Source organism: Monashia sp. HAY1-11D, assembly GCF_056868035.1.
Window position 1 is genome coordinate 3,641,957 of record NZ_CP200320.1, and the last position, 12,472, is coordinate 3,654,428.

Annotated in this window: 9 protein-coding genes and 1 pseudogene; 7 read left to right on the forward strand and 3 right to left on the reverse strand. The window is 74.4% G+C overall.

Features of this window, described 5'->3' with window-relative positions; genetic code table 11:
- Positions 1 to 81: 81 nt before the first annotated feature.
- Positions 82 to 1,068 carry a lytic transglycosylase gene (locus tag AC1VM9_RS16865; RefSeq protein ID WP_481341029.1) on the reverse strand — a complete coding sequence of 329 codons (987 nt, stop codon included), beginning with the start codon at positions 1,066 to 1,068 and terminating at the stop codon, positions 82 to 84.
- A 386-nt stretch (positions 1,069 to 1,454) separates the two neighbouring features.
- On the opposite strand from AC1VM9_RS16865, the gene AC1VM9_RS16870 reads away from it, so the two are divergent.
- The gene (locus AC1VM9_RS16870) at positions 1,455 to 1,781 is read left to right on the forward strand and encodes an Rv2175c family DNA-binding protein (RefSeq protein WP_481341036.1); all 327 of its coding nucleotides are present in this window, start codon (positions 1,455 to 1,457) and stop codon (positions 1,779 to 1,781) included.
- Between the two features lie 34 nt (positions 1,782 to 1,815).
- On the opposite strand, the gene AC1VM9_RS16875 is transcribed toward AC1VM9_RS16870, so the two are convergent.
- Entirely contained in the window at positions 1,816 to 2,922 is a 1,107-nt protein-coding gene (locus AC1VM9_RS16875) for a polyprenyl synthetase family protein (protein ID WP_481341028.1), read from the reverse strand.
- A 92-nt stretch (positions 2,923 to 3,014) separates the two neighbouring features.
- Here AC1VM9_RS16875 and metF point away from each other — a divergent pair, with 92 nt between their 5' ends.
- Positions 3,015 to 3,923 carry a methylenetetrahydrofolate reductase [NAD(P)H] gene (gene metF / locus AC1VM9_RS16880; RefSeq protein ID WP_481341027.1) on the forward strand — a complete coding sequence of 303 codons (909 nt, stop codon included), beginning with the start codon at positions 3,015 to 3,017 and terminating at the stop codon, positions 3,921 to 3,923.
- A 43-nt stretch (positions 3,924 to 3,966) separates the two neighbouring features.
- Here metF and AC1VM9_RS16885 read toward each other — a convergent pair whose 3' ends face one another.
- Positions 3,967 to 4,668, reverse strand: a complete 702-nt coding sequence (locus AC1VM9_RS16885) for a DUF4126 domain-containing protein (RefSeq protein ID WP_483123473.1) — start codon at positions 4,666 to 4,668, stop codon at positions 3,967 to 3,969.
- Between the two features lie 527 nt (positions 4,669 to 5,195).
- Between AC1VM9_RS16885 and AC1VM9_RS16890 the strand changes: the two genes are divergently transcribed.
- The 5 genes and pseudogenes from AC1VM9_RS16890 (at position 5,196) to dinB (ending at position 12,421) form a co-directional block, all read left to right on the forward strand.
- On the forward strand, positions 5,196 to 5,621 hold the full coding sequence (locus tag AC1VM9_RS16890; protein ID WP_483123475.1) for a DUF6504 family protein: 426 nt from the start codon (positions 5,196 to 5,198) through the stop codon (positions 5,619 to 5,621).
- An 86-nt stretch (positions 5,622 to 5,707) separates the two neighbouring features.
- A complete protein-coding gene (locus tag AC1VM9_RS16895) occupies positions 5,708 to 6,166 on the forward strand; it encodes an SAV_6107 family HEPN domain-containing protein (RefSeq protein ID WP_481341024.1) in 459 nt (152 codons plus the stop codon).
- Between the two features lie 122 nt (positions 6,167 to 6,288).
- Positions 6,289 to 10,209: a DNA polymerase III subunit alpha gene (locus AC1VM9_RS16900; protein WP_483124039.1), complete on the forward strand. Its 3,921-nt coding sequence runs from the start codon at positions 6,289 to 6,291 to the stop codon at positions 10,207 to 10,209.
- A gap of 147 nt (positions 10,210 to 10,356) precedes the next feature.
- On the forward strand, positions 10,357 to 11,121 hold the full coding sequence (locus AC1VM9_RS16905) for a class I SAM-dependent methyltransferase (protein WP_481341023.1): 765 nt from the start codon (positions 10,357 to 10,359) through the stop codon (positions 11,119 to 11,121).
- Between the two features lie 39 nt (positions 11,122 to 11,160).
- Positions 11,161 to 12,421 (forward strand): annotated as a pseudogene (gene dinB / locus AC1VM9_RS16910) (DNA polymerase IV).
- Positions 12,422 to 12,472: the final 51 nt, after the last annotated feature.

A 12,472-nucleotide genomic window follows, 5' to 3' on the forward strand; every position in this document is an offset into this window, starting at 1 on the left:
TGCAGGCGAGCCGCGGCCCCGCGCACCCGGGGGAGGGTGTGCGGGGCCGCGGTCTCCTGGGCTCCCGGGGGGTTGGGAGCGTCACATGCGGTCGTAGACCGCAAGGACGTTGGCGACGTACTTCTTCGTGTCCTCGTAGAGGCCCTTGGTGCGGACCGAGTAGAGGCCCTGGTAGTACCCGGCGACCGCCTGCTCCCGCGAGTCGGCCGAGGCGAGCAGCGCGCGGATGATGAGGACTCCACCGGTGACGTTGTCCCGCGTGTCGTAGCGGTCGAGAGAGCGCCCGGCCAGCTGGGAGGACCACGTCTCGGCGATCGGCATCAGCTGCATGACCCCGACGGCGTCGCTGAAGGACACCGCCCGCTGGTTCCACCCCGACTCGATCCACGCGATCGCGAGCGCGAGCTTGGGGTCGACGCCGTTGCGGGTCGCCGTCGCCCGGATGATGTCGGCCGTCTCGGTGCGGCTCGGGACGTCTCGGGCGGCGAGCTTGGCCTTGCTGGCCGCGACGGCCAGCTGGGTCTTCGTCGGCGTCGAGTAGCCGCTCGGCGGCGTCGGGCTCGGTGCCGGGCTCGCGGGCGCCGGTGCGCTGGCCACACCAGGCACGACGATGCGCTGACCGATGTAGATGAGGCCGGCGTTCTTGAGCTTGTTGGCGGCGAGCAGCTTGGTCAGGGACACCTTGTACCTGGCGGCGATGCCCGACATCGTGTCACCACGGACGACGACGTGGACGATGCTGCCCGCGGGCACGGAGACCGGGGCGGACGAGCCGGACGACGTGACGGCACCCCTGGCCGGCTTCGTCGGTGTCGCCGCGGACCGCGGCGTCGTGGCCGTCGCGGGCGAGCCGGGGACGAGCAGCCTCTGGCCCGGCAGGATCAGGCTCCCGCCGGCGGCGAGCCGGTTCTTGTCCACGAGCGCGCGCACCGTGGTGCGGTGGGCGATGGCGAGATGCCACAACGTGTCGCCGGGCCGGACGGTGATCGTCTTCCACGGCGTCGCGTGCACGGGCACGACGACGGCGTGGGGCGGCTGCGCCAGCGCGGCGACGTCGGCGAAGGGCATGTGGGGTCCTTTCCTGGGGCCCGGTTGCAGGAAATGAGGTGTGGAGGGGCTCTGGGAAGGGGCTGGTGGTGCGGTGAGCTGCTCGAGGCGGGTTCGCTGTCGTGCGGTCCCGGGACTCCTGTGAGGGATGGGGCGTGTGTGACGATATCGCATGATTGAGCGCTAAAGTAAAAATACAGCGATGTAATTCGGCTTCGGTCCGTGTGTCGCACTGCCCGGCTCGGGTGGCAGACTCTGACGACGTGAGCCAGAGCCCGAACACCGACTCCGCAGCACGCTCCCACCCCGGCCCCGACGCCGGCTCGGACCTCGTTTCCGACGCCGTTTCCGACGCCGTTCCTGAGACGGGTCCGTCGCACGACCTCGAGCGCCTCGTCGGGGAGTGGCTGACGGTGCCCGACGTCGCCGAACGGCTCGGGGTGCCGCTGGCGCGCGTGCGTCGCCTCATCGCCGACCGCGAGCTCCTCGCCGCGCGCGTCGGGGAGCGCCACGTCCAGTCCGTGCCGGCGAAGTTCCTCGACGACGAGGGCCCGCGGCCCGAGCTGCGCGGCACCTTCACGGTGCTGGCCGACGGCGGCATGCACGACGACGAGATCATCACCTGGCTCTTCACCCCGGACCCGACGCTGCCCGTCGAGGGGGCCCCGATCGACGCCCTGCGCGCCGGTCACAAGACCGAGATCCGCCGGCGCGCCCAGGAGCTCGCCTTCTGACGTGTCGGTCAGGCGCGGCGGTCAGGAGTGGCGGTCAGGAGTGGCGGGCCGTCGAGACCGCGACGAGGCCCTCGAGGACGCCGAGGGCCTCGTCGGCGAGGACCCCGGTGTCCCGGGCCCGCGCCACGGCCGTGCCCGACGCCTCGGCGAGCTCGCCGATGAGCGCCTCGACGCGCTCGACGGCTCCGGTGCGGACGAGCACCTCGCGGATCGACTCGACGCCGGCGAGGTCGAGGTCGTCGCGGCCGAGCAGCCCCTCCACGAGACGGCGGTCCGGCTCCGACGCCGCATCGAGGGCGTGCGCGAGCAGGACGGTCCGCTTGCCCTCGCGCAGGTCGTCGCCGGCCGGCTTGCCGGTGGCCTCGGGGTCGCCGAAGACGCCGAGGAGGTCGTCACGGAGCTGGAACGCCTCGCCGAGCGCCAGGCCGTAGTCGGACAGCGGCTCGAGGGCGTCCTCGGGTGCTCCGCCGACGAGGGCGCCGATGAGCAGCGGGTGCTCGATCGTGTACTTGGCGCTCTTGAAGCGGATCACCTTGCGGGCCGAGGCGACCCGCGCCTCGAGGTCGAGACCGTCCCAGCCGCGGGCCGACTCGAGCAGGTCGAGGAACTGCCCACCCATGAGCTGGGTCCGCATGAGGTCGAACAGGCCCCGGCCCCGGGCCAGATCGGTGGCCGGCAGGCCGCACGACGAGTAGAGCTCGTCGCACCACGTGAGGCACAGGTCGCCGGCGAGGATCGCCGCGCCCTCCCCGAAACGGTCGGAGTCGCCGGACCAGCCGTGGTCGGTGTGGAGCGAGGCGACCGCCCGGTGGGCCGAGGGCTTGCCGCGGCGGGTGTCGCTGCGGTCCATGACGTCGTCGTGCAGCAGCGCAGCGGCCTGGAAGAACTCCATGCTCGCCGCGAGCCGCACGAGTGCGTCGGAGTCGGCGCCCCCGGCCGCGCGGTAGCCCCAGTAGAGGAAGCCGGCGCGCAGGCCCTTCCCCCCGGACAGCAGGCCCGAGACGGCGGACACGAGGGGCGCGGTCTCCTCACCGATGGCGGCGAGCGCCTGCGTCGCCCCCGCGACCTGGCCGTCGATCGCGTGCTGCACCCGACGGCGCAGCACGTCGAGGTCGGTGGGGGTCTGCACGGGCTCCTCCATCGAGTCGGGAATCGTGGTCAGCCTACGCGGGCGTCCGACCGCCCCGTGAACAGCCCACACACCCCGGACGGGGGCCGCCTAGGGTGAGCGGCATGGCGCACGGCACCGCATCCTCGATGGCTCGGGCGGAGCGGTTCACCCGGTCCATCCCGGCGCTCATCGAGGCCGACACCCCCACCTTCAGCTTCGAGTTCTTCCCCCCGAAGGACGACGCGGCCGAGGTGCAGCTGTGGCAGGCGGTCCGGCACCTCGAGAAGATCTCGCCGAGCTTCGTGTCGATCACCTACGGCGCGGGGGGCAGCACCCGGGACCGCACGGTGCGCCTGACCCAGCGGATCCTCGAGGAGACGACGCTGACGCCGATGGCGCACCTGACCTGCGTCGGGCACTCGGTGTCCGAGCTGCGCGGCATCGTCGGGGCGTACGCCTCGGCGGGGGTGCGCAACATCCTGGCCCTGCGCGGTGACCCGCAGGGGGGCCTCGGGCAGCCGTGGGTCGCCCACCCGGAGGGGCTCGACCACGCCGACGAGCTCGTCGCGCTGGTCCGCGGGCTCGGCGACTTCACGGTCGGGGTCGCGGCGTTCCCCGACCGTCACCCCGAGTCGCGCGACCCCGCCGAGGACGCCGAGACGCTGATCCGCAAGGAGCGCGCCGGGGCGCAGTTCGCCATCACCCAGATGGTCTTCGACGTCGACAACTACCTGCGGCTGCGCGACGAGCTGGCCCGGCGCGGGTCGCAGCTTCCCGTCGTGCCGGCGATCATGCCGATCACGAACGCGCGCCAGGTCGTGCGCATGGCCCAGCTGGCCGGCCAGCCGATGCCGGCTGCCGTCACCGACCGCCTCGACCGGCTCGGGGACGACGCGGAGGGCGTGCGGGCCGAGGGCCTGGCCATCGCCACCGAGTCCGCGCGGCGCCTCCTCGACGAGGGTGCGCCGGGCATCCACTTCATCACGATGAACCGCTCGTCGGCGACGCTCGAGGTCTTCGGCCGGCTCTGAGGGTCGGCAGCGGCGTCGGTCGACGGCCTCGAGCGTCGCCGGGTCAGGCCGGCGGGTCCTCGGAGGCCTCGTCCGGGGCCGGCGGACGCGTCGGGCGGGCGCGGCCCGGCCGGCGGCCCGGCGGAGCCGTCGGCGGCGCCGCGGTCGGGACGGCGATGCCGACCCGCTCGCCCCATGCGTCGTAGCGCCGCTTGAGCCGGCGCAGGCGCCCGGCGAGCGTCCACACGAGCAGCCCCCCGGCCGCGAGGAGCAGCAGCGCGGTTGTCGCAGCCGCCCAGGGGTGGGCGATCGCCAGGGCCATGACGCCGGTGACGGTGACGTCCTCGCCCGTGCTGACGACGATGGTGCTGGCGGGCTCGGGCGAGGTGTTGACGATGCCCCGCAGTCCGGCCTTGACGCCGTGTGAGACCAGGGCCGTGACGCCACCGGTGGCAGCACCGACGGCGGCATCGAGGCTCGCGGTCTCGTGGCCGATGAGGTAGCCGATCGTGGCCCCGACGGCGGGCCGCACGACGGTGTGGACCGAGTCCCAGACCGAGTCGACGTAGGGGATCTTGTCGGCGACGAGCTCGAGGAGGAAGAGGACCGCCGCACCGACGAGGACGTCGGTGCGGGCGAGCGCGTCGGGGACCTGTCCGAGGTTGAAGAGGCGGTCGGCGAGGCCGAGGACGAGCACGACCGCGTACGCGTTGATGCCGCTGCCCCACCCGGTGGTGAAGGCCAGGGGGATGAGCTCGGCTCCCACGTCACTCCTTCGTCCAAGCCGGCCTGCGGGGGCGGCGGGGTCCAGGCGCGGCCGGACGGCCGAGCCTCGGTCCAACGCTGCCGACCGTCCCGTAATCCCGAGGTGCGCGCAAGGGCTGCGAGGACGGCCGGTCGGGGCGCTGCCCTGCCGGGTGGGGCGCTGCCCTGCCGGGTGGGCGCGCACGAGAGACGGGCCCGGGCCCTGGACGGACGGGACCCCTGCGCCCTTCCGGCCACGGGCCGGACCCGTGGTGACCCACTCTGGTCGAGCACGTCCACGTGGACTTGAGCACCGGTACTCAGGTCCACGCAAACCGCCCCGAACGTGAGCAAACACGGCCTGCGCCGCCGGCCGTCGGATCGCCTTGACACGGTGTCGGCGGCAGGGGTTACGCTGGTCGAGTTCGAACAGGTGTTCGAGTGTTCATCGTTCAGTCCAGTCGTCGGTTGGGGTGTCGGCCGTCCGTGTGGGGCGCGGGCAGCCAGGGTCGTGACCTCCCGCCTCGACGTGTCCGAGGGAGACGTGTCGTGGTGCGCAGGTTCAGTGATGCAGTGCAGGTCAGGGTCCGGTTCGAGCAGGACGGATCCCAGGTGACGGGTGCCTCCCGGGCCGGTGCAGGTGCAGGTGCAGGCCCGGATGCAGGTCCGGGTGAGGCTCCGGTCGACGGCGCCGCCCGGGAGCGGCCCGAGGCCTTCATCTGGAAGGGCCGCCTCTACGTCGTGCGGGAGGTCCTCGCGCAGTGGCGGGAGCGGCGGGCGTGGTGGCACGACGCCCTCGACGCCGAGGAGGCGCAGGTGCGCCCCGGCGAGACGCTCCTCGCCGCCGCGAGCGAGCAGCACGTCTGGCGGGTCGAGGCGAGCCCCGGGTGGTCGTTCACGCCCGGGGTCTACGACCTCGCCCACGACGCGTCCCCCCGCGGTGACCGCTGGTCGCTCGTCCGGGTCGCCGACTGATGCCCGCCCCACCAGCCACCGTCCCCGCGCTTGTACCCGCGCCTGTACCCGCGCCTGTACCCGCGCCTGTCGAGAGGAGCCGACCCGTGGCCACCGCACCGTTGCACCGCCCGCCCATCTCCGTCGCCGTGCTCACCCTGCTCGACCGCTCGAGGGGCAGCCTCGAGTCGGCCTGCCGCGTGAGCGAGGCCACCGAGCGCTACCGCGACGCCCACCTCGGGGCCCTGCGCGCCGCCGCCGCGCTGGTCGCGGCCCGGACGGCGCCGACGCCGCGGTCCCGACCCCGCAGCGTCTGGCAGGTGCTGCCCCTCGTCGCCCCCGAGCTGGGGGAGTGGGCCGCGTTCTTCGCCGCGTGCTCCGCACGCCGGTCCGTCGTCGACCGCGGGGGCCACATCGCGCCGCGCGAGGCCGACGACCTGCTCCGGCAGGCCGAGATGTTCCTCGAGATCGTCCAGGACCTGCTCGGCGTGCCGATCGCCGTCCCGCTGCCGCGGACCATCACCCCGGTCTCGTCCGGGCCGAGGAGCCGTGCGAGCGGGGCATGACGAGCACGACCACCAGCACGACCACCAGCACGACGCCCCGGGGGGTCGGCCCGAGGTCCGGGGCGGGAGCCGGCCGCGTCGGCGACAGCTTCGTGCACCTGCACGTCGCGAGCGGCTACTCGATGCGCTACGGCACCGCGACACCCCGCCAGCTCGTCGAGCGGGCCGCCGCCTGGGGCCAGCCGGCGCTCGCCCTCACCGACCGCGACGGGCTCTACGGCGCGGTCAAGTTCGTCCGCGCCTGCATGGAGCACGACGTCGCCCCCGTCCTCGGTGTCGACCTCGCCCTCGAGCCGCCGCGCACCGGCCCGACCGGTCGCCCGCGTCGGTCCGAGCACAGCCGCACGCCGGTTCGCGGGGGTGCTCTCGTCGACCCGCGCCTGCCGCGCGTCACCGTCCTCGCCCGTGGCCGGGCCGCGGGGCTGCCGCCCGGCCTCGGGTGGGCCGCCCTGTGCCGGCTCGTCACGGCGACCCACCTGCGGGGCGAGCGGGGCACCCCGGTCACGACGCCCGAGCTCCTCGCGGAGCACGCGCGCCCCGGCGGCCCGCTCCCGTCGGGGGAGGGTGGGACCCCCGGCCCCGGGACCCTGCCCGTCACCTCCGGTGTCGACCCGTCAAGGCGGGCGGACGCCGGACCCGCACCGCTCGTCGTCCTCCTCGGCCCCGACTCCGACGTCGGCCGCGCGGTCCTCGCCCGGCGACACGGCGATGCACGGGCGGCCCTCGAGCGATGGGTCGCGCTGCTGCCGCCCGGTGGCCTCGTCGTGGAGGTCGTGTGCCACGGCGGTCCCGAGCACCTGCCGGCCAGCCTCGGCCAGGCCGGCCGGATGCTCTCCCTCGCCCGCGAGGTCGGCGTGCCGAGCGTCATCACCGCGGCGGTGCGCCACGCCGACCCGCAGGACGCCGCCGTCGTCGACGTCCTCGACGCGGCCCGGCGCCTCGTCGCGCTCGACGCGCGCCACCTGGACCGCGTCACGACCGCCGGCCACCTCGCGCCGACGCCGGTCATGCACGCCCTCGCCCGCGACGTCGTCCAGGTGTCGGGCCCGGGGCTCGTCGGCGGCGGGGCGCTCGCCCGCGAGCAGGCCCACGAGCTCGTCGCGCGCACGACCGCCCTCGCCACCGAGTGCGTCCAGGACCCGCGTGCAGACCTCGGCATCGGCTCGGTGCACCTGCCCGAGCCCGACGTCCTCGGCATCAGCGCGGGCACCGACCCGCAGCACGTGCTCGCCCGACGCTGCCGCGAGTCGATCGCGACCCGCTACCCCGACCGGTCCGGGTCCGGGCTCGCCGCCGTCGGCGACCGTCTCGAGGACGAGCTCGGCGTCATCGAGACCCTCGGCTACGCGACGTACTTCCTCACCGTCGCCCAGGTGTGCGACCTCGTCCGCGAGATGGGCGTGCGCGTCGCGGCCCGCGGCTCGGGCGCCGGGTCGCTCGTCAACTACCTGCTCGGCATCTCCGGCGTCGACCCGATGCGCCACGGCCTGCTCATGGAGCGGTTCTGCTCACCGCTGCGCGCCGAGCTGCCCGACATCGACATCGACGTCGAGTCGGCCCGCCGCACCGAGATCTACGAGCGGATCCTCGACCACTTCGGGGGCGACCGCGTCACGTGCGTCTCGATGATGGACACCTACCGGGTGCGCCACGCGATCCGCGACGCAGGTGCGGCGCTCGGCCTGCCGCCGCCCGAGATCGACGCCATGGCCAAGGCCTTCCCGCACATCGCCGCCCGCAACGTGCGCCACGCCCTCGCCGAGCTGCCCGAGCTGCGCGCGTCGGGTCTCGACGTGCCGCGCCTGCAGCTGATGTTCGACATCGTCGAGCGGCTCGACGGCCTGCCACGGCACATCGCGCTGCACCCGTGCGGCGTCGTCCTGTCCGACTCCGCGCTCCTGGACCGCACGCCCGTGGAGGCCAGCTGGCTCGGCTTCCCGATGAGCCAGTTCGACAAGGACGACGTCGAGGAGATGGGCCTGCTCAAGCTCGACGTCCTCGGCATCCGGATGCAGTCGGCGATGGCGCACGCCGTCGAGGAGGTCGAGCGGGTCGACGGCGTCCGGGTCGACCTCGACGACGAGGAGCAGGTGCCCTTCGACGACGAGCCGACCTTCGAGATGATCCGCTCGACCCGCACCCTCGGCTGCTTCCAGATCGAGAGCCCCGGCCAGCGCGAGCTCATCGGCAAGTTCGGCCCGCAGACCTTCGAGGACCTCATCGTCGACATCTCGCTGTTCCGCCCGGGACCGGTCAAGAGCGACATGATCGTGCCGTTCCTCAACGCCCGCCAGGGGTGGAAGGAGCCGGCGTACCTGCACCCGACGCTCGTGCCCGCGCTCGAGGAGACCGAGGGCGTCGTCGTCTTCCACGAGCAGGTCCTCAAGATCGTCGCCGAGACCACCGGCGTCAGCCTCGCCCAGGCCGACGAGGTGCGCCGCGCCCTCGGCAGCCCGGCCGGGCAGCTGGAGGTCGAGGCGTGGTGGCGTCCGGCGGCGAGGGCGCGCGGCTACGCCCCCGAGGACGTCGACCGCATCTGGGAGGTCCTCAAGGCGTTCGCCTCGTTCGGGTTCTGCAAGGCGCACGCGGCGGCCTTCGCGCTGCCGACCTACCAGTCGGCCTTCCTCAAGGCGCACCACCCGGCCGCGTTCCTCGCGGGCGTCCTCACCCACGACCCCGGCATGTACCCCAAGCGGCTCATCCTCGACGACGCCCGCGCCTTCGGCGTCACGATCCTCGGCCTCGACGTCAACGCCTCCACCGGCACGTACCGGTTCGAGCGCACCGAGGACGGCGGCGAGGCCATCCGCCTCTCGCTCGCCGACGTGCACGGCATCAGCGAGGCCGAGGTCGCCCGCATCGTCGCCGGCCAGCCGTACTCGAGCCTGTCCGACTTCTGGCAACGGGCGCAGGTGTCGCGGCCCGTCGCCGAGAAGCTCGTCCTCGCCGGGGCGTTCGACACGATCCACGACATCGACCTCGTCGGACCCTCCCGACTCGACGACGCCGGCGGGTTGACGCGCCGGGCCCGCAGCGGCCTCGGTCGGCGAGGCCGGGTCACCCGGCGTGACCTGCTCCTGCACGTCGCCGAGCTCGACCGGTGGTCCTCCTCGCAACGCCGGTCGAGCCGGCGCGTCGCGGCCGCGAGCCGGTCCCGCGGACGGGTCACGTCGGTGTCGGCCACCGGCGACATCCGCGCCCTCGCCGCGGCACAGTCGCAGGCGTCGTCGGGCGCCCCCGAGCACCTCGCCACCCAGCTGACGCTCGACCTCGGTGACGCGCCCCGGCTCACGGCGACGAGCGGCCTGCCCGAGATGACCGGCCCGGAACGCGTCCGGGCCGAGCTCGAGGTGCTCGGCCTCGACGCGTCCGGCCACGTCGTCGACTTCTACCGGCCACTGCTCGACGCCCTCGGCGTCACGAAGGCCCGTGACCTCCTCGACGGTCGCAGCGGCCGCGAGGTGTGGGTCGCCGGGGTCAAGGTGGCGACCCAGACCCCGCCGATCCGCACCGGGCGCCGCGTCGTGTTCCTCACCCTCGACGACGCGACCGGTCCCGCCGACCTCACCTTCTTCGAGGACGTCCAGGGCCCGTACGCGGCGACGGTGTTCCACTCGTGGCTCATCCTCGCCCGCGGCCTCGTGCGCCGCACCGGTCCGCGCGGCGTCTCGATCCGGGCCACCGGAGCCTGGGAGCTCTCCGCGCTCCAGGAGGCCTGGACCACCGGCGGCCTCGAGGCCGTCCACGCGGCGCTCGAGGAGGCCGACCGGGCGGCGTGGGAGCGCGCCGGGGCCCTCGAGGGACCGGGGTCCGGCGTCGGGGAGACCGCGGAGGGTCGACGCGTCCTCGTCCACGCGTCGGGGTTCAAGCAGTCGCCGTACGCGGACATCCGCCCGGCAGGCGAGGAGGTGCGCGGCGCCCGCGGCACGGCCGGGCTCGTCCCGCCCGACCCGTTCGGCGGCGCCGCTGCCACCGGTGGCGGCCCCACCGGCGGCCCGCCACGCAAGCTGTGGCACGCGAGCCCGGGAAGCTCGGGGCACTAGGGTGAGGATGCACCCGAACCACCACATCGACCCCGTCGTCGGCCTGTCCGTCGCGCCCGCCGTGCCAGCCGTGCCCGCCATGCACGTCACCGGCCGCGTCGCCCCGACCGACGTCCGGGGCGAGCGAGCCCCCCGACGGAGGACACCGTGCCCGACGAGCAGCGCCCCCAGCGACGCGGCGGGGCCCGGCCCTCGGCCGTCGTGTCGGCGGTCGGACGCATCGCGAGCGACCACGCCGAGGACCTCGGACGCCCGCTCGACGTCCTCGACCTCGGTGGCGGCACCGGTGGGGTCGCCGTCCCGCTCGCCGTGGCCGGGCACCGCGTCACCGTCGTCGACCCCAGCCCCGACGCGCTGGCAGCCCTGGCCCGGCGCGCCCGCGAGGCCGGCATCGTCGACCGCGTCACCGGCGTGCAGGGCGACGGCGACACCCTGGCGAGCGTCCTGGCCGACCGGTCCGTCGACCTCGCCTGCTGCCACGGAACCCTCGAGTTCGTCGACGACCCCGCGGCCACCCTGCGCGCGCTGGCCGCGGCGCTGCGTCCGGGCGGCGTCCTGTCGCTGCTCGTGTCCGGCCGGCTCGCCGTCGTGTTCGCCAAGGCGATCGCCGGCGAGTTCTCCCAGGCCCGGGCGGCACTCGTCGACCCGTCCGGCCGGTGGGGCGGAACCGACCCGCTTCCCCGCCGCTTCGACGCCGAGCGGCTCGAGGCGCTCCTGCTCGACGCCGGGTTCACCCGCGTCCAGGTCCGTGGCACCGACATCGTCGGGCACCTCGTGCCGGCCTCTCTCGTCGACTCCGACGCCGACCGCGCGGCGCTCACCGAGCTCGACGACCTGCTCGTCTCCGGTCCCGGCCGCGAGTTCCTGCGGACGCTCGGCAATGCCCTGCACGTCGTCGCCCACCGCGACTGACGGGTTCGCCGGGGCCGGGCTCGCGACGGTGGGGTCCCGGTGAGCCGGCGCCAGTTCACCGCCCCGCTCCGGCCGGACGGGCAGCCACCCGACGACACCGGGTGCACCGTCCTGCACGTCGACATGGACGCCTTCTACGCGTCGGCCTCGCTCATCTCCCGGCCCGACCTGCGCGGCAAGCCCGTCATCATCGGGGGAGCGGGTGGTCGTTCGGTGGTCCTGTCCGCGACGTACGAGGCCCGCGCGTTCGGCGTGACGTCCGCGATGCCGATGGCCCGCGCGCGGCGGCTGTGCCCGCAGGCCGTCGTCATCGAGCCGGACCACCGGCGCTACGCGGCCATCTCCGACGCCGTCATGGCCACCTTCGAGACGGTCACCGACTCCGTCGAGCCACTCTCCCTCGACGAGGCCTTCCTCGACGTGGCCGGGGCGGTGCGGCGGCTCGGCAGCCCGACCCGGATCGCCCAACGGCTGCGCGACACGATCGCCGACGAGCAGGGGATCACGTGCTCGGTCGGGGTCGCGCCGACGAAGTTCGTGGCCAAGCTCGCCTCGAACCTCGCCAAGCCCGACGGCCTCCTCGTCGTGCCCCGTGACGAGGTCGTCTCGTTCATCCACCAGCTGCCCGTCGCCGCCATCTGGGGTGTCGGCGACAAGACCGAGGAGCACCTGCACCGCCTCGGCCTGCGCACGGTCGCCGACCTGGCCCACACCCCGGTCGAGACCCTCCAGCGGGCCCTCGGCGACGTCGCCGGCCTGAGCCTGCACGACCTCGCGTGGGGTCGCGACCCGCGCCGGGTCGTGCCCGAGCGGCGCGAGAAGTCGATCGGCGCCGACGAGACCTTCGCCCACGACATCGACGACCCGGTGCGCATCCACCGCGAGCTGCTCCGGCTCGCCGACCGGACCGCCGCCCGGGCCCGGTCGGCCGGGATGTCGGGGCGCACCGTGTCGATCAAGGTCCGGTTCGCCGACTTCACGACGATCACGCGGGCCAGGACGCTGCGCCACCACACCGACGTCTCGCGCGACATCTACGCCACCGCACGTGAGCCTCTACGACCGGCTCGGGCTCCAGCGGGCCCGCATCCGGCTCGTCGGCGTGCGCCTCGAGGGGCTCGTGCCGACCGAGAACGCCCCCATCCAGGCGCGCCTCGACGAGCCGGAGAAGGGGTGGCGCGACGCCGACCGTGCCGTCGACCGGGCGAGCGCCCGGTTCGGTGCCGGGTCGGTCCGTCCGGCGAGCCTCATGCGTGAGCCGACCTCGGGTTCCCAACGTGAGACGCGCGACCTATCCTGAAGGAAAGAAACCCCGTCGGCTCTCACCGGCCTACGATTCGGTGACAGTCGA

What these genes read in the sequence shown, in the direction of transcription:
- AC1VM9_RS16900 (WP_483124039.1), top strand. Translation starts at nt 6,289, where the DNA reads ATGCGCTACGGCACCGCGACACCCCGCCAGCTCGTCGAGCGGGCCGCC.
- AC1VM9_RS16875 (WP_481341028.1), bottom strand. Translation starts at nt 2,922, where the DNA reads ATGGAGGAGCCCGTGCAGACCCCCACCGACCTCGACGTGCTGCGCCGT.
- AC1VM9_RS16865 (WP_481341029.1), bottom strand. Translation starts at nt 1,068, where the DNA reads ATGCCCTTCGCCGACGTCGCCGCGCTGGCGCAGCCGCCCCACGCCGTC.
- metF (WP_481341027.1), top strand. Translation starts at nt 3,015, where the DNA reads ATGGCGCACGGCACCGCATCCTCGATGGCTCGGGCGGAGCGGTTCACC.